13 protein-coding genes, 1 tRNA gene and 3 pseudogenes are annotated in these 16738 nt (G+C 57.3%); 15 read left to right on the forward strand and 2 right to left on the reverse strand.

All coding sequences use genetic code 11. The annotated features are described in order from the left end of the window. The 3 genes and pseudogenes from ABJD00_RS11510 to ABJD00_RS11520 form a co-directional block, all read left to right on the forward strand. Positions 1–214 (forward strand): annotated as a pseudogene (locus ABJD00_RS11510) (sulfopyruvate decarboxylase subunit beta); the annotation flags it as partial. Next, the gene (locus ABJD00_RS11515; RefSeq protein ID WP_413833174.1) at positions 214–1305 is read left to right on the forward strand and encodes an alpha-hydroxy acid oxidase; all 1092 of its coding nucleotides are present in this window, start codon (positions 214–216) and stop codon (positions 1303–1305) included. The pseudogene ABJD00_RS11510 and the gene ABJD00_RS11515, both read left to right, overlap by 1 nt. 599 nt (positions 1306–1904) lie before the next feature. Next, positions 1905–2630 (forward strand): annotated as a pseudogene (locus ABJD00_RS11520) (IS5 family transposase). A gap of 7 nt (positions 2631–2637) precedes the next feature. Here the strand turns inward: ABJD00_RS11520 and ABJD00_RS11525 are convergent. Further along, positions 2638–3021 carry a hypothetical protein gene (locus ABJD00_RS11525; RefSeq protein ID WP_413858621.1) on the reverse strand — a complete coding sequence of 128 codons (384 nt, stop codon included), beginning with the start codon at positions 3019–3021 and terminating at the stop codon, positions 2638–2640. A 99-nt stretch (positions 3022–3120) separates the two neighbouring features. Here ABJD00_RS11525 and ABJD00_RS11530 point away from each other — a divergent pair, with 99 nt between their 5' ends. Next, a complete protein-coding gene (locus tag ABJD00_RS11530; RefSeq protein ID WP_413833178.1) occupies positions 3121–5589 on the forward strand; it encodes a caspase family protein in 2469 nt (822 codons plus the stop codon). Between the two features lie 380 nt (positions 5590–5969). On the opposite strand, the pseudogene ABJD00_RS11535 reads toward ABJD00_RS11530, so the two are convergent. Further along, a pseudogene (locus tag ABJD00_RS11535) lies at positions 5970–6752 on the reverse strand (IS3 family transposase); the annotation flags it as partial. Between the two features lie 15 nt (positions 6753–6767). On the opposite strand from ABJD00_RS11535, the gene ABJD00_RS11540 reads away from it, so the two are divergent. From ABJD00_RS11540 to ABJD00_RS11590, 11 genes are all read left to right on the forward strand, one after another. Continuing rightward, on the forward strand, positions 6768–6971 hold the full coding sequence (locus ABJD00_RS11540) for an isochorismatase family protein (protein WP_413833180.1): 204 nt from the start codon (positions 6768–6770) through the stop codon (positions 6969–6971). A gap of 38 nt (positions 6972–7009) precedes the next feature. Then, complete coding sequence (locus ABJD00_RS11545; protein WP_413833182.1) at positions 7010–7489, forward strand: YHS domain-containing (seleno)protein; 480 nt, start codon at positions 7010–7012, stop codon at positions 7487–7489. Positions 7490–7598: 109 nt separating this feature from the next. Beyond that, positions 7599–8168 (forward strand): carboxymuconolactone decarboxylase family protein, encoded by a 570-nt coding sequence (locus ABJD00_RS11550; protein WP_413833184.1) that lies wholly within the window; start codon positions 7599–7601, stop codon positions 8166–8168. A gap of 245 nt (positions 8169–8413) precedes the next feature. Beyond that, positions 8414–8487, forward strand: a tRNA-Gly gene (locus ABJD00_RS11555). A gap of 104 nt (positions 8488–8591) precedes the next feature. Beyond that, positions 8592–10403, forward strand: coding sequence for an ABC transporter transmembrane domain-containing protein (locus ABJD00_RS11560; protein ID WP_413833186.1), 1812 nt, complete (start codon positions 8592–8594; stop codon positions 10401–10403). Between the two features lie 154 nt (positions 10404–10557). After that, the gene (locus tag ABJD00_RS11565; protein WP_413833188.1) at positions 10558–12456 is read left to right on the forward strand and encodes an acyl-CoA synthetase; all 1899 of its coding nucleotides are present in this window, start codon (positions 10558–10560) and stop codon (positions 12454–12456) included. Between the two features lie 81 nt (positions 12457–12537). Further along, complete coding sequence (locus tag ABJD00_RS11570) at positions 12538–13014, forward strand: hypothetical protein (RefSeq protein ID WP_413833190.1); 477 nt, start codon at positions 12538–12540, stop codon at positions 13012–13014. A 149-nt stretch (positions 13015–13163) separates the two neighbouring features. Beyond that, positions 13164–13580: a VOC family protein gene (locus ABJD00_RS11575; protein ID WP_413833192.1), complete on the forward strand. Its 417-nt coding sequence runs from the start codon at positions 13164–13166 to the stop codon at positions 13578–13580. Between the two features lie 146 nt (positions 13581–13726). After that, complete coding sequence (locus tag ABJD00_RS11580; RefSeq protein WP_413833194.1) at positions 13727–14911, forward strand: CaiB/BaiF CoA transferase family protein; 1185 nt, start codon at positions 13727–13729, stop codon at positions 14909–14911. Continuing rightward, the gene (locus ABJD00_RS11585) at positions 14908–15681 is read left to right on the forward strand and encodes a citryl-CoA lyase (RefSeq protein WP_413833196.1); all 774 of its coding nucleotides are present in this window, start codon (positions 14908–14910) and stop codon (positions 15679–15681) included. Before ABJD00_RS11580 ends, ABJD00_RS11585 begins: the two co-directional genes overlap by 4 nt. A 93-nt stretch (positions 15682–15774) precedes the next feature. After that, a complete protein-coding gene (locus ABJD00_RS11590) occupies positions 15775–16728 on the forward strand; it encodes a Bug family tripartite tricarboxylate transporter substrate binding protein (protein ID WP_234423511.1) in 954 nt (317 codons plus the stop codon). Positions 16729–16738 lie beyond the last annotated feature (10 nt).

Consider the following 16738-nt stretch of genomic DNA (forward strand, 5'->3'; position numbering starts at 1 on the left):
GACAGCGCTTGAGAAAGTGGCGGCTGCCTGCGGATGCGAGAACGTCGTCACCTGTCAGGACGTGGACACGGGCGCGACGCTGCAAGCGGCGATCGACAGCAAGCAGATGACGATCATCGTGGTGAAATGCGACAGCGGCAACATCAAGCTGCCAGTGATCACCATGGACCCCGTCGTCATCAAAGTCAGGTTCATGAAGGCGGTCGCAAGCTGATGAGCCGCGCCGCGCGTATTCATTCCAGTGAGGATGCGCGGCGCCTGGCCAAGTCCCGTCTGCCGTGGATGGTGTTTGATTACATCGACGGCGCGGCGGGCCGCGAGATGGGGGCCGCACGCAATCGCGCGGCCCTTGACGATTTATGCCTTGAGCCGCGCATTCTTCGGGATGTCAGCAACCGCACCCTAGCCGTACCTCTGTTCGGCAAAACGGCCAAACGTCCCTTTGGGATCGCGCCGATGGGCATGTGCAATCTGTCCGGCCCGGGTGCCGATCTCATGCTAGCGCGACTGGCGGCGCGCGACTCAGTGCCGGTTGGCGTGTCGACGGTGGCCTCCACTCCGCTGGAAAAGATGATCGAGGTGGCGGAAGGCAACGCATGGTTCCAGCTCTATTTCAGTGGTGACGGAACCGGGTCCTTCAAACTGGCCAAACGCGCGCAAGATGCGGGATACCAAACCCTTGTCGTGACCGTCGATGTGCCTGAAGTCGGCCGGAGGCCGCGGGAATTGCGCCACGGCTTTACAATGCCGTTCCGCATCGGACCGCGCCAATTTCTGGATTTCGCACTACATCCGCACTGGTCCTTGAGCTCGCTCGCCGCAGGGCGCCCACAGATGGCCAATTTTGAGATGGACGGTTTCGATTTTGATCGGACCGAAAGCCGCGCCAAGGCGGATTGGAATACTCTCAAGGACCTGCGCAATCTATGGCATGGGCAATTGGTGATCAAAGGCGTGACCAACGCGGAAGATGCACAGCTGCTCAAGGCAGAGGGCGTGGACGCCGTTCAAGTCTCCAATCATGGTGCGCGCCAGTTGGAAAGCGCACCCGCTCCGATCCACGCGCTTGAGCGGATTCGCGCTGCGGTAGGGCCAGAGTACCCGCTGTTTTACGATAGCGGACTGCGCAACGGCGAAGATGTTTTGAAAGCGTTTGAACAGGGGGCAAACTACGCCTTCTTTGGCCGCATTCTACAGTTTGCCATTGCGGCAGCTGGCGAAGAGGGTTTGCACAGGTTGTGGGAAGTTCTCACGGCAGAGCTATCGAGCGCGATGGCGCAGACGGGTCGAGTTGGTCTGGTTTGAAGGCTAAAAGTCGCTCTTTTTCTCATGTGTAACCAGCATTGCCGCGGGGATAGTATCATAAACAGGCCAATTCAGACTTTTTGGTAAATTACGGAGACTCTTCAGGGCACTACGATTACTTTTGTCCTGCAGCATGCATTCCCCCAGCAAAGGAAGGATCAAGTTAAACAGTTTTGCTTGTGAGCTAATACCACATTTTCTGTAGAGCCGTTTGCGAAATACTTCCACTGTTTCAGGACTGATAGCCAGCTTCCAAGCGACCGACATTGATTAGTGCCCCGTTAAATCATCTATCCAACCTCGGCCTGGAGGGTGCCTAGCCACACATGGTGTTCGGATCCTTGGGTTTGGATCAGGCGCGCTTTGATATTGGGCTCCTAAGATCCATCTGATGCATCAAATTCCGACCAACGCCGTTCAAAAAAGGCCAACGCCACTGAGGCAACGCGCTGGGTTGCTGCAATCTGGCCCGCTGAAAACCGGGAATTGGAAGGGGTATCGCGGCCTAGGTTCAGGGCCCATTAGTTGCCTTGAGGTTTGCGAGACAGGGCGCTTCAAGATTCCAAAGTGATGGGGACTTGATGAGTAATCTTTTCTGACTGAGCAACGAGCAGAAGGCGCGGCTTCGGGCCTATTTTCCGAAGAGCCGAGGTAAGCTACGTGTCGATGATCGGCGTATTCTGAGTGGCATAATCTTCATCAACCGCAATGGGTTTCGCTAGTGTGATGCACCGGCGGAGTATGGCCTCCCCAAGACGCTGTACAATCGTTGGAAGCGCCGGAGCGATATGGGTGTGTTCGCCCGCATAATGACGGGGCCGGCAGCAGAGGCCCCAGTTCTCTATCGACGCGACCTACCTCAAAGCACACCGTGCTGCCTCAAGCCTAGGGTTGAAAAAAGAGGGGCGTGGACGCCGGATCGGGCAGACGAAGGGTGGCATGAAAACCAAGTTGCATGTCGTTACGGACACCAGTGGTCGCCCGATCCGTTTCTTCATTACTTTGGGTCATATCAGCGACTACACGGGGCCTCAGCATTGCTGAACAGTTTACTGGGTGCGGACTGGTTACTTGCAGATCGGGGCTATGATGCCGATTGGTCCCGAGAAGCCTTGATAGACAAGGGCATCAGGCCCTGCATTCCGGGGCGCAAGTCACGTAGTAAGGCCATCCGATACGATAAGTGCCGCTACAAACGGCGCAATAGGCTCGAGCGGATGTTTGGCAGGCTGAAGGATTGGCGACGCGTAGCAACCCGCTATGACCGATGCCCTAAGGTATTCCAGTTAGCCGTAGCTCTCGCAGCAACCGTCACATTCTGGTGATACGTCCTTAGCCTAGGAAGTGATCGATGACCGAAAGATGCCGACCGTTCGGCGAAGTGGCTATTGCATTCGGTCGATTTGTGCACAAAAGTCTGGTAAACCATCCAAACAATATTTTTGATGAGTCCATTACGTAAAAATCGAGAGATACGAAATAATTTTGGGAGACCCCAGTGAAGAAAACGCTTTGTAAATCAGCTATTCTGTTGACAACTTTTGCGATGCTATCGGGATGCCAACCGCCGCAGGTGGAAGCCGAAGAAGCAGAGGAGGTTGTCCAAGCGGTTGCGCCTGCGCCCACTACTGCCGCTGCGCCTGCGCCCACTACTGCCGCTGCGCCTGCGCCCACTACTGCCGCTGCTCCTATTCCTGCTAGCACTTCGAGTTCCATTTCATCCCCGGATGAGGAAGAACCTGAGCGTGGCGATGGAGGCGACGGCGGAGGCGGCGGCGGCGGAGGCGGCGGAGGCGGCGGCGGAGGCTGGAGCGGGTGACAACGAGGCGGCCAAAATCGCTGATCGCTGCGCTGCTTCTGTCTGCATCTACGCTTACGGCAGGAACTGCAGACGCCCAAAATGGGCCTGCTCTCGAACGCCTGATTCGAGGTTCCTCCGAGGCTTCGCCAAAGCTCAGCGTCAGTGCTGAAACCCGGGCTGCCAATCGTTATGCGATTGTTATTGGGAACTCGGACTATAGCGCGATTCCGGACCTACCCAATGCCCTTTCTGACGCCCGCATTATGGCCCAGTTTTTCGAATCTCAGGGCTATGAGGTCAAACATCACGAAAACATCACCAAACGCGGATTTGAAGGGGTACTACGGCGCGTTTTGTTCGACGTTGATGGTGACACGGAAGTTGTAGTTTTCTTTGCGGGGCACGGGTTCCAAATTGGTTCAGAGAATTATCTGGTCCCTGTCGATGCCAATTTTGACTCAGTCTATGATGTACCATTTGAAGCAGTGTCTCTGGGGAGCCTTGTTGGTATCATTGGAGCCCGCGCACGGCTGCAAATTGTTATATTGGACAGTTGTCGCGATAACCCTTTCGCCGGTCAGGTTGCGTTGACCCAAATCGGCAACGAACTTCGAGAAACACGAACGGGTTTTTCCTCTCAGGCCGCGCCGCTGAATTCGATGCTGGTTTATTCCACGGCACCGGGGTCCGTCGCCTATGATGGTGAAGGTGCCAACAGCCCGTTTACTGGTGCATTGTTTCAAGAGGCCAGTTCGCGGCCTAACGATCTCGTCAAGGATGTGTTTGAGGGGGTTCGCCGCCGTGTTTATGAGGAAACCAACGGTCTTCAGGTTCCATGGGACAGTTCGACTCTGATCGAACCGGCAAGCTTTGGAATCGGGGACTCGCAATTAGAGAACATCGTTGTTGACGGTCGCGGTGGCGGTGGGACACGCGGGTTGGTCCGAATTGTCGTACCATCCCAGTCTGAGAATGTTTCTACAACGGAAGAGCCGGCTGCCAATTCGGCAATCCTTGACGCGGACTTTGTTCCAGAGGCCGAAATCCGGTTTTCCATTCGTGATGCGCTGGATTTGTCCCCGGTTGATCAGGTTACGATCACCGAGGGTCCTAAATCCGGTCGCTTGGTCTTGATGGACGAGTCAGGGTTTCGTCGTAATGTGGCAGGGGAATCCATCCCGGGTGCGGATGTGGATAAGCTTCTTCTGATCAATGATTCCGTCCAAGTGCCCGCCGTTTCGCTCGTTGACGGTAATATTGACGATGGACTCGTCTTGTCGGTCAACGGGGACCAAAGGAACATAGCGCTGCATCTGACACCTGATGCATGTGATTTCGAGGCAGGAGATCATCTTGATCCCGATGGCATGGGAGTGACACGCTATGCCAATGAGATACGGCCAGAGTTTGCTTTGGCCGCATGCGAAGTTGCAGTGCTACGTGACCCTGCTGTCGGCCGTTTCCATTACCAACTTGGACGCGCCCTCACGGCGCTTCGACGCTACGATGAAGCCGCTGCTGCTTATGAAAGGGCACGGGATTTGAACCACGCTCGCGCTTGGGTCGCTTTAGGTAACGCTGAACTGAACAAGGCGCGCATCACCGGCGGATTGACAAGTGGTCAAGCCAGCGATGAAGTCTTGCAATTGTTCGCACGCGGCGTTGCGGAAGGAGACCCTTATGCGTTTTACGCTTTGGGTCGCCAATTTATGCGCTTTGGCGGTAACGAAGAGCTCGAAATTGAGGGCTACGACCTGATGATGCGGGCTCTTGAAGTCGGCCACACGTTCGCAATGAACGAACTTGGCTACTTTTATCTGAACAAAGACGCAGAGTATTATGATCCGGAACGTGGTTTGCGGTATCTGCGCGAAAGTGCGCTTCGTGGTGATATCTATGGTTACAACAACATGGGCCTTGTCTACCTGCGTGGACTAGGGGGCGCCAAAATCAACCACCCTGCCGCATTTGAAATGTTCACGAAAGCTGCCGAAGGCGGACAACCGGACGCGCCATTCAATCTTGGCGTCATGTATCGCGATGGTTTCGTCAGCTCGGGAAAGGATCTTCGCAAGTCAGTCGACTGGTTTACCGAAGGACTAAACCGAGGAGACGCCTACGCCGGCGAGGAAGCGGCCTATCTGGTTTCGTCAGGCAATGTTCCCGGTTACGATCTATTCGATGCAGCCGTTATCGGCGCCAAGGCTGCGGCGCTTCGCAACCACCGGGCCGCGAACAGATCTCGCGAAATGATCGCCCGTTTTCCACGAAAAACACTGGACGGTGGGGCGCAGAAACTGATTTTGGAACTTGGCGGCGACGTATCAGTGGATGGCGCTTTCGGGCCGAGTAGCCAGAGCGCAATGGACGAAGTGTTGTTGAAGTATAACGCAGGCTCCGCGGCTACAGATCCAGTGGAAAGGATCATTCAACTGGCAGCTATAAGTTGGAAAATTTCGCCATTTCGCGTCGATCTCTATTGATCGCACGCTTCAACGGATTTGCCTTCAAAGGGGCGCCGTCAGACAAAAATGCGGTGAGTCGGGCAAAGTGGCTCTCAAACCCGTCCTCGTTATAAAACAGAGATCGCTTCAAGGGCTTTCACAGTAACTCCGAATTCATCGACCTCGCCGTCGCGCTGAGAGTGAGATTTTCGCCTTCGCTGCGGCCTCAACGAGTGGCCGCTTCTATAGTTGCATTGGAGTGTGGTTCTCGGATTGACTGGCGCGGCAGGTTTGCTGCATCTGCTCGGTTGGCAGTCGGGGCATGTCCGCTCTGATCGCTGAGCCGTCGTTATACACGCTCGGCTTTGAGCTGCGTAGTGCGGAAGTGAAACAGATTCTGTAAAGTCCATTTCCCGTGTCTAGCCCCCTGTTTCTGGGCCGCTGATTTGAGCTTTCTCTAATATGGTTTCAGGAACTGGTGGACGCATGTTGAGCGCCTGATGTGGACGCGTGTGATTGTATTGCCTGAGCCAGCGATTGATGACGATCTGTGCCTGCTTTGTCGTCGTGAACCACTCGGCATTGAGAACCTCGCGGCGCAGTGTCCCGTTGAATCGCTCGTTGTATCCGCTCTCCAAGGGCGAGCCTGGATAGATACGGATCGGCTTGATGCCCACTCTTCGCAACAATTCCTGCATTGCTTCAGCAGCGAACTCCGGACCGTTGTCTGACCGGATGTATTCCGGCGAGCCGTGCCTCAGCAGGAGTGGGTAGAGCGCTTCAAGTACGTCTTCGGCTCCCATCTTAGTGCGGACCGTCACTGCCAACGCCTGCCGCGTGTACTCGTCCAGCAAAGTTAGCATCTTGTAGGTTCGCCCGTTACTGAGCTTGTCGTTCACGAAGTCGATGGCCCAGACGTGGTTTGGATGGGTTGGCCTCAACCGGATGATCGAATGGTCCTTGTGATATAGCAGCTTGCGTTTCTTTTGGCGCTGCGGAAGCTGTAGCCCTTCTTCGAGCCACAGGCGCTCGACCTTTTTGTGGTTCACCCTCGGGCCTTCAACATGAAGCAACTCGGTGATCTTACGATAGCCGTATCGACCATATTGCTTTGCTAGCCGGATCAACGCCAACCGTAGCGCATCATCGTCTCTCGGCACTGGTCGGTATTGCAGGGAGCTCCGCGCGACGCCGATCACCCGGCACGTCCGTCGCTCATGTCAGCCAACCTTTGCGTAGAAAGCCATATGCGTGAACTGCTTGAGACCGGTTTTGAAGTCGCGGTGGTTCGGGATGCGACCGCTGGTGCGAAAGTCCCTGAAGGGGATGGATACCTCGCCGCATTAATCAACTTCCGGATGATCGCAAACGCCGTTTGGTGGACCGACGAAGCAGTCACTCGCATCGATCAGTCTGCCTAACTCTGCCCCCACCCCCCTCTTACGAAAGGACAAATCCAATGAAACTCTCTGTTTTTATCCGAGCCCTATCTGTCTCTCTGGCAATTTCGACAGCTGCCTTTGCGGCCGACGAATACAACGTCGGCAATGGCCTGACGCTGAACGGCAACCCCTTGGGCATGCATGGCATTGACCCTGTTTCCATGTTCCAGAGCGATGCACCTGCTCTTGGAACTGCCGTTCACACCTCCACCAATGCTGGAGTGGATTACTACTTTGCATCTGAGCAAGCACAGTCAGCTTTCGATGCTGAACCAGCACAATACTTGCCTCAGTTTGGCGGGTTCTGCGCCTTTGGTGTCTTTGTTGGCAAAAAACTGGATGGTGATGTGCGCTACGCCGACATTGTCGACGGCAAGCTTTATCTCTTCGTCAATGCGGCAATCTTCGAAAAATATCTCGAAGACAAGGCAAACGTGATTGCCGGTGCCGAAGCGAAATGGCCTGAAATCATGACAACTCCCATCAGTGAACTCTGACCAATCGGGATGCAACGCGGAGGCTTTCGCGTTCAAGAAAGCCTCCGCGACCCAACGAAAATCTTCACCAGCGGACTGTCAGAACGTTTCCGCGAATAAGGACAGCAACATGACCGATTTCCCCACGCACACCATGGCCTCTGCCCCGGAGGCAGCTAAACCGATCCTTCAGGCATCCCGCGAGAGCTACGGTTTTGTGCCAAATCTGTATGCCACAATGGCCGAAGCCCCAACGATCCTCGAAGGGTATGCGACACTTTCGAAAATCTTCGGCAAAACCGATCTCTCAGAAACCGAACGCCAGATCATTCTGATGACCAACAACCGTCTAAATGGCTGTCAGTATTGCATGGCAGCTCATACGACGCTTTCGCAGATGGGTGGGGTGGCTGATGATGTCATCACAGCCTTGCGGGATAACACCCCCCTTGAAGACCGCAAATTGGAGGCCTTACGCCAATTCGCGATCGCTATAAATGAACGTCGCGGCTGGCCAACGGACGCGCAACTCGACGCATTTCTGGCAGCGGGCTATGCACGTCAAACTGTCTTGGAAGTCATCCTCGGCACTGCTCTGAAAGTTCTGTCCAACTACACCAACCACGTTGCAGAAACGGCATTGGATGGTGCGTTTGCAAAGAACGCCTGGTTGGCCTCAACCAGACAAGCTGCGGAGTGAGGCGTCCCGACTGTTAAAGTTTCCGGAGGGGAGGGAGGTACCCTACTGCTGAGTTTGGAGCGATCTGTTCCTTCCCCTCAGGGCATTCCCTTGTCCTTGCTGTCGATGGGGAGGAAGAACAGCTAACTGAGCGGCATCAAACCGCGACAGGTCCAAAGTTTCACTTTCGGTATCCAATCGACAGACTTGCTGGAAGGCTGTACTTGACGCCCTCAAGGCTATGAAATACTACCTAAATTCGTTGAGCGGGCGTTGTGTAGTGGTAAGACCTTAGCCTTCCAAGCTAATGACGCGGGTTCGATTCCCGCCGCCCGCTCCAATCCCCAAAGTTCCTCACTTTCAGTCGCCTGCGGTGGCCTGTCCACTTGACCTTACACAGCCATTTCGGCCATCTGCACTGCGACAAGAAACTCCGAGGCCCGCATGAGCGAAACCACGAACCCTCAAATGCCCCCTCCTTCGGGCAATGAAGAGCGTGAAAAGTCCAAGAAGATCGGGGCTTTGCGGGAACTTGCGCCCTTTGTGCTACCCTATTGGCCGCTTTTGGTCGCGGCCCTTCTGGCGCTGGTGACGACGGCGATTGTTTCGCTGACCTTGCCGCTGGCCGTACGCCGCGTGGTGGACAATTTCGGGTCCGAAGATCCACATATTCTCGATCTCTACTTCATGGCCGCAATCGGCATTGCAGGCCTGCTCGCGGTGGGGACCGGGGTGCGCTACGCACTGGTGACGCGGCTGGGGGAACGCGTGGTGGCCGACATCCGAAAAGCGGTGTTTGACCGCGTGATCGGAATGTCGCCGACGTTCTATGAGAATATCATGACGGGTGAAGTCCTGTCCCGCATTACCACAGATACCACACTGATTCTCAGTGTGATCGGCTCCTCTGTTTCAATTGCTCTGCGCAATCTTCTGATCTTCATCGGTGGCCTTGCGTTGATGCTGCTGACTTCGGCCAAGCTGACCGGTCTTGTCCTGCTGATCGTGCCTGCCGTAGTTGTGCCGATCCTTGTGCTAGGGCGTAAATTGCGTGTGCTCAGCCGAGAAAATCAAGACTGGATTGCAGCATCATCAGGCCGGGCCTCCGAACAACTCAGTGCGGTGCAAACGGTGCAGGCGTTTACCCACGAGGCTGCCAGCCGCAGCATGTTTTCCGATGTTACTGAGGCAAGCTATGGGTCAGCCAAACGCCGCATTACCACCCGCGCGTTGATGACCGTCATCGTGATTTTTCTGACCTTTTCGGGTATCGTCGGAGTGCTTTGGATTGGGGCAAATGACGTGCGCGCTGGCCTTATGTCCCAAGGCGCACTGATCCAGTTTGTGATCTATGCGGTGATGGTGGCTGGGTCTGTTGCGGCCTTGTCCGAAATCATAGGAGAGTTGCAACGTGCAGCCGGAGCCACAGAACGGCTGGTGGAGTTGCTGCAAACCCGTGATGACGTGCGTGACATCGACACCCCCGCCGTGTTGGCGCAACCCATTCAGGGGCGCATTACATTTGAAGACGTACATTTTTCCTATCCCGCCCGGCCCAAAATCGCCGCACTCGATGGTACGAGCTTTGATATTCAGCCCGGCGAAACCGTCGCCTTTGTAGGGCCCTCCGGAGCGGGGAAAACCACCGTCATTCAGATGCTTTTGCGTTTTTATGATCCACAGTCGGGGCACATCCGGCTGGACGGGGTCGACGTCTCGACTTTGGAGCGAGAAAAATTCCGTCAGAACATTGCGCTGGTGCCGCAGGACCCAATGATCTTTGCGGCTTCTGCAGCAGAAAACATCGCCTTTGGCCGCCCAGGCGCATCGCGAGAAGAGGTCGAAGCCGCTGCTAAAGCCGCTGCAGCCCATGACTTTATCTCAGCCCTGCCTCAGGGCTACGACAGTCCGCTGGGTGAACGCGGTGTGATGCTGTCTGGGGGGCAAAAACAACGCATCGCCATCGCGCGGGCCATTCTGCGCGACGCGCCCGTTCTGTTGCTGGACGAGGCGACAAGTGCACTGGATGCGGAAAGCGAACGCGCCGTGCAGGACGCCGTGGACAAACTGGCCAAAGGGCGGACCACACTTATTGTGGCGCACCGTCTGGCGACCGTGAAAAAAGCTGACCGCATCATCGTGCTGGATCAGGGACGCATTGTGGCGCAGGGCCCCCACGATGCGTTGGTCGAGGAAGGTGGGCTTTACGCCCGTCTTGCGCGCCTCCAATTCACCGACGGGATCGCGGCCGAGTAAGGCCGTTTGTGACCTAGGGTCACAACATTTGACGCCGCGTCCTTGCGGCTCGGATCGTCTCGCAGAGCTTGCAGATTGCGACCATCCACCGCATCTTGACCACTGAAGAATACATGCGCCCGGATCTCAAGAAGGCGCGTCAGGGAGTATGCATATGACTTTTGCCGGGATCGCGGATCGCGACGCTATCGAGAATGAAATGCCGTGGGCAAGCCGCGACTTTGCCAGCACGCTTTATGGCATGCTCAGCAACACAGCAGAGAAATTCCCGAACCACAAGGCAATCAGTTACCAGATCTTCTCTGACCCGAAATCCAAGGCAGACACGCTGACGTGGACGCAGCTCAAGGACCGCACGACGCAATGCGCCAACATGCTGCGTGATCTTGGGATCGGCCCGACGGATGTCGTTGCCTATGTTCTGCCCAATGCGACGGAAACCGTGGTTGCCCTGCTAGGTGGTGCCACCGCCGGCATCGTGAACCCGATCAATCCGCTGCTGGATGCTGAACAGATCGGCGCGATCCTGCGCGAAACGAACGCCAAAGTTGTCATCACTTTGCGCGCTTTCCCGAAAACGGATGTGGCCGAAAAAACCGCCAAGGCTGTCGCCTTGGCACCCAATGTCAAAACCGTGCTTGAGGTCGATCTGCTTGCGCACGTCTCTGGCCTCAAATCTCTGATTATCCCGCTGATCCGCCCCAAAATGGAAAAGGCACCGGGGGCGACGTACAAATCCTTCAACGCCGAAGTAGACAAGCAACCCAAGACCCTCAAATTCGAGGACGTGCAGGAAGACCGTGTCGCCTGCTATTTCCACACTGGCGGGACCACGGGTATGCCCAAGGTCGCGCAACACAAGTATTCCGGCCTGATCTACAACGGTTGGCTCGCCAATCGCCTGCTCTTCACCGAACAGGACGTGGTGATGTGCCCGCTGCCGTTGTTCCACGTTTTTGCATGCCACCCGATCCTGATGGGCGCGGTGGCCTCTGGCGCGCATGTGGTGTTCCCAACGCCGCAGGGCTATCGTGGCGATGGCGTGTTTGACAACTTCTGGAAGCTGATCGAACGCTGGAAGGTGACGTTTATCATCACCGTGCCCACCGCGATCTCGGCCAAGATGCAGCGGCCTATCGACGCCGACGTCTCGTCGATCAAAACGGCCTTCTCCGGTTCAGCCCCGCTGCCCCAAGAGCTGTTCAAACGGTTTGAAAAGGCCACTGGTGTTACGTTGGTCGAAGGGTACGGTATGACCGAAGCGACCTGCGTGGTCTCGCTCAACCCGCTCGATGGCGAGAAAAAGATCGGCTCGGTTGGCATCCCGGTCCCTTACACTGGCGTCAAAATCTACAAAGGGACGCCCGAAGGTCCGGTCGAGGCAGGCATCGACGAGATTGGCGAGATTTGTGTGTCCAACCCCGGCGTCTATTCGGGGCACACCTATACCGAGGTGGATAAGAACAAAGACCTCTTTTACAACACCGATTTCCTGCGCACCGGCGATCTGGGGCGTATCGACTCTGACGGTTATCTTTGGATCACCGGTCGCGCTAAGGATCTGATTATCCGTGGTGGGCACAACATCGACCCCGCAGAGATCGAAGAAGCACTGCTCGGCCACGAGGCCGTCGCCTTTGCAGGCGCGATCGGTCAACCCGACATCCACTCCGGCGAAGTGCCCTGTGCATATGTCGAACTGGTGGCCGGAGCGTCAGTCACACCGGATGAGTTGATGGCATTTTGCTCTGAAAACGTACACGAACGCGCCGCGCACCCCAAGCACATGACCATCATGAATGAGCTGCCCAAAACGGCTGTGGGCAAGGTATTCAAACCCGACCTGCGCCGCGACGCCATCACCCGTACCTACAACGAAGCCCTTCAAAAAGCAGAGCTTGAGGCGCGCGTGACCTCTGTCATTGATGACAAGAAACGTGGGCTTGTGGCGCAGGTCGAACTCAATGGCGCAACACAATCATCGGTGCAAACCGTGCTGGGCGACTTCGTGAGACCATGGGAAGTTGCAAACGCGGCGTTAGCGGCTGAGTAAACTCGCTCCATGACGCGAACGTGAGGGTTGCGTGATCGGTTTCTGAACTAGTGTGGCGGCATCAAAAGGATACGCCACACGATGCCCAAGTCGCGCGCAAAAACCCGCAAACCCAAAGCTGCCCAACCACCCCAACCGACCCGGCGCGGCATGCTGAAGTTGGCAGGCGGTGGGGTTTTGGCTGTCGCCGGGGCAGGGGGCGTTGGCCTTTGGGCGATGGGGTCTTTCCGCGCCTACGCGGCTGAGCACGATCTGACCCGTGTAGGCCAGGGTGACATCGCGATCGTGCAAATCCACGATCCCCAATGTCCCACCTGTACCGCTTTGCAGAAACAGACGCGTGCTGCGTTGCGCGATTTTGATGACTGCGGGATCACTTGTCTAGTGGCTGATATCACAACGCTCGATGGTGCTGCGTTTGCGCGCAAACACCGTGTCTCTCATGTGACGTTGTTGCTTTTTGACGGGGCCGGTGAATTGCATGAAACGGTGCAAGGGTTGCAGCAGGCCAGCCAACTGGCCCAGACCTTTGCCGCGCATAAGGCAGCGGTCGGGTAGAGGCACCGGTTTTACCGCGACAGACGCGCACCGCCCGCGCCCGCGATTCAGTGTTTCGGGACCGGTGGTTGAGAAGGGGCGGGCGTTGACCTACAAAACCCGGCATCGCACCTGAGACGTCCAAATCACCAGAAAAGGAACGCAGCGGAATGATTTCCTACGTCACAGTTGGGGCCGATGACATGGCTGCTGCGAAACGGTTCTACACAGCATTCCTGCCCGCCCTCGACTATGGGCTGAAAGAAGGGTCAGAGGGCCTCAGCTTTGCCCTGCCTGTAGAGCCGGGCAAAAAGCCAGTCTTCCCGGATTTCTACGTCAAACCGACATTCGATGGACGTCCGGCCTCCGCCGGAAATGGCGCGATGGTCGCATTCGAAGCACGCAACCAACGTCAGGTGCGCGACCTGCACGCCGCCGCACTGGCAGCGGGCGGCAGTGACGAAGGGCGGCCCGGTTTTCGCGCCGACTATGGCGCGCATTTCTATGTCAGCTACCTGCGCGATCCCCAAGGCAACAAGATCGCCCTGTATTCGAGCGACCCAACCGAACCGGGACGCGACGGATAGCAGGATAGGGTTTGGCTTTTGCCGTGCATGGGCGATGGCCATCCGCCTTTTGACGAGTGACCCGCCTGTGACACGGGGGATTGCGTGAACGTTCGACACTCGTTTGGCTTGCGGTTAGGTTTTGGTGCAACTGGACGGAAGCAGACATGAGCGCCAAACCACTCGCCGGGAAAACAATCCTCGATCTGACCAACGTGCTGGCTGGCCCGTTTGCCTGTCACCAACTGGCGCATCTGGGCGCCGAGGTGATCAAGATCGAAATGCCGGGCAGCGGGGACCTCGCGCGGCAACTGGGCCAAGACGAAGGCCTGAGCGCGCGAAACATGGGCATTTCGTTTCTGGCCCCCAATCTGGGCAAAAAGTCGGTCACGCTGAACCTCAAGCACGATTCCGGCAAGGCGCTGCTCAAGCAGTTGGTGCGCAAGGCGGATGTGCTGGTAGAGAATTTTCGCCCCGGTGTAATGGCCGGGCTCGGGCTCGGGCCGGACGTGCTGCGCGGCGAAAACCCGCGCCTGATCTATTGCGCGATCTCGGGCTTTGGACAGGACGATGCGCTGGCAGGACGTCCGGCCTATGACCAGATCGTGCAGGGCATCTCGGGGGCGATGGCGATCACCGGAACACCCGAGGCGAACCCGCTGCGGGCCGGGTGGCCCGTGGCAGACACGGTCGGCGGCTTGACGGCAGCACTTGCGATCTCAGCAGCCCTGAACGCGCCAGAACCGGGCGGCGTCATCGATATCTCGATGCGTGATGCGCTGATGGCGACGATGGGCTGGGCGGTGTCGAACTATCTGGTCGCCGGGGTCGAGGCAGTGCCAGCAGGAAATGAAAATCTGACCTCTGCACCGTCCGCCGCCTACGAAACCGCGAACGGCCCGATCAACATCGCGGCCAACAAACAGGACCAATGGGAAAAACTGGCCCGCCATCTGGGTCTCGAGGCGCTTTTGGACGATCCCCGCTTTGAAACCCGTGCGGATCGCAAGGCAAACAGAACAGCGCTTGACGCAGCCATCCAAGCGAAGCTGGGCACACGCCCGGCAGAAGTCTGGGAAGACGAGTTGAACGCGCTCGGCGTGCCGGCAGGGCGGGTGCTGTCCCTGCCTAAAGCGTTGGAACAAGCGCGCGCAGCGGGCCAAATCGCGGCGTTCGAATTGCAAGGGGGGCGTCAGGCCGAAGTGTTTCGGACGGGCATGCGGATCGACGGAGCACCCCTTTCGGTCGACACGGGGCCGCCCGAACTGGGGCAAGACACCGACGCGGTTCTTGGGGAACTGGGATTGGATGCGAACGAGATCAACGAGTTGCGAAAGGCGGGCACAATATGAGCGACGTGGTAGACTGGTGGCGCACCTCGATCATCGACATGGAACCGGGGCGGATAGACATTCGCGGACGCCCCATCGCGGACCTGATCGGAAACACAAGCTTTGCGCAGATGATCTGGCTCATGATGCGCGGCGATGTGCCAAGCGACGGACAGGCGCAGCTTTTGGAGGCGGCTTTGGTGGCCGCGGTCGATCACGGGCCACAAGCGCCTTCGATTGCGACCGCACGGATGGCGGTGACGTGCGGCGCATCGCTTAATCAGGCGATGTCCAGCGCGGTCAACATGCTGGACGATGTGCATGGCGGCGCTGGCGAGCAGGCAGTCGAACTGTACCACAGAATTGCCAAAAGCGGTGATCTGGAACGCGAAGTCGCAGGCTGGCGCAAAGAACATGGGAAATACATTCCCGGCTTTGGGCATCGCTTTCACAAACCGGTCGATCCGCGCGCGCCACGACTGATGGCCTTGGTGCAGGATGCGGCGTCAGACGGGGTGGTCGAGGGTCACTTTGGCCAGATAGGCATGGCGGTTGAGACCCGTCTGACAGAACGCGCAGGCAAGCCCGTGCCGATGAACATCGACGGCGCAACGGCGGTCATTTTCGCCGAACTAGGGTTCGAAGCGCCCCTTGCGCGGGGGCTGTTTTGCCTGTCCCGCTCGGTCGGCATTCTCGCCCATGCATGGGAGCAGAAACAGCAGGGCGGGCGGAACAAGGGACCAACGCCGCCCAGCTACCGCTGGACCTACGAAAAGCCGAACACGCGCTAAACACTGGACAGGCAGCCGTATATTTGGTGTTCTCGACGAGTCAAAAAAGGCCACCCGGAAACCGGGGGCACAATGACTATTGGGAGGATATCTATGAAAACCCGTTTGACCGGTCTTGCGACCGCGTTTCTTTTGTCTGCTGGCGCGGTCCAAGCCGCTGAATGCATTGCGCCTGCGAACCCCGGCGGTGGCTGGGACTTTACCTGCCGCCAGATCGGCAAAATTCTTTATGATATTGGCCAGGTCGATAAACCTGTTCAGGTGACCAACATGGCCGGTGGCGGCGGTGGTCTGGCCTTTGCAAGCGTCGTGAACGAACGCAATGACGATGGCGATCTGATCGTGGCCGCATCGCAAGCGACAGCGACACGCCTTGCGCAGAACGCCTATGGCGGAGCAACCGCAGATCAGGTGCGCTTTGTTGGCGCAATCGGTGCCGATCCCGGCGTGATCGTGGTGGCGGCTGACAGCCCGCTGAACAGCCTTGATGACCTGATGAATGCTATCAAAGCTGGCGACGACGTATCCTTTGCGGGCGGTTCAGCTGCGGGTGGTTTTGACCATCTCAAAGTGCTGATGCTGGCCAAAGAGGCGGGCATCTCTGACATCCGTTCGATCAAGTATATCGGTGTGGACGGTGGTGCAGATGCGATCACCCAGACCATCGGTGGATTCACCACGGGTATGACTGGTGACATGTCGGAAATCGTGGGCTTCCTGAAGTCCGGCGAAGTCAAAGCGCTTGCCGTTCTGACCGAAGAGCGGGTTCCGGGCTTTGAAGACGTCCCTACGGCTGTCGAACAGGGCTATAAAACGGTCGCTGTGAATTGGCGTGGATTGTATGTGCCCAAGGGCATTTCGGACGACCGGTTCAACGAGTGGGGCCAAAAGCTGGCCGCAGTTGCTGAAAGCGCCGAGTGGAAAGAAGCCATGGCTGCGAATGGTCTGGCGCCATTCACCAAAGTCGGCGGCGACTTCCAAAGCTGGGTGGACGGCGTGATCGCTGACACCGAAGAACTGAGCCGTGAAATCGGCGTCATCCAGTAAGGCGCTGACA

Source organism: Tateyamaria sp., from assembly GCF_039945315.1.
Taxonomy (GTDB): Bacteria; Pseudomonadota; Alphaproteobacteria; order Rhodobacterales; family Rhodobacteraceae; genus Tateyamaria.

Coding starts and splice junctions, on each gene's coding strand:
- ABJD00_RS11515 (WP_413833174.1), top strand. CDS start 214: ATGAGCCGCGCCGCGCGTATTCATTCCAGTGAGGATGCGCGGCGCCTG.
- ABJD00_RS11525 (WP_413858621.1), bottom strand. CDS start 3,021: ATGGAACTCGAAGTGCTAGCAGGAATAGGAGCAGCGGCAGTAGTGGGC.
- ABJD00_RS11540 (WP_413833180.1), top strand. CDS start 6,768: ATGTCAGCCAACCTTTGCGTAGAAAGCCATATGCGTGAACTGCTTGAG.
- ABJD00_RS11545 (WP_413833182.1), top strand. CDS start 7,010: ATGAAACTCTCTGTTTTTATCCGAGCCCTATCTGTCTCTCTGGCAATT.
- ABJD00_RS11550 (WP_413833184.1), top strand. CDS start 7,599: ATGACCGATTTCCCCACGCACACCATGGCCTCTGCCCCGGAGGCAGCT.
- ABJD00_RS11560 (WP_413833186.1), top strand. CDS start 8,592: ATGAGCGAAACCACGAACCCTCAAATGCCCCCTCCTTCGGGCAATGAA.
- ABJD00_RS11565 (WP_413833188.1), top strand. CDS start 10,558: ATGACTTTTGCCGGGATCGCGGATCGCGACGCTATCGAGAATGAAATG.
- ABJD00_RS11570 (WP_413833190.1), top strand. CDS start 12,538: ATGCCCAAGTCGCGCGCAAAAACCCGCAAACCCAAAGCTGCCCAACCA.
- ABJD00_RS11575 (WP_413833192.1), top strand. CDS start 13,164: ATGATTTCCTACGTCACAGTTGGGGCCGATGACATGGCTGCTGCGAAA.
- ABJD00_RS11580 (WP_413833194.1), top strand. CDS start 13,727: ATGAGCGCCAAACCACTCGCCGGGAAAACAATCCTCGATCTGACCAAC.
- ABJD00_RS11585 (WP_413833196.1), top strand. CDS start 14,908: ATGAGCGACGTGGTAGACTGGTGGCGCACCTCGATCATCGACATGGAA.
- ABJD00_RS11590 (WP_234423511.1), top strand. CDS start 15,775: ATGAAAACCCGTTTGACCGGTCTTGCGACCGCGTTTCTTTTGTCTGCT.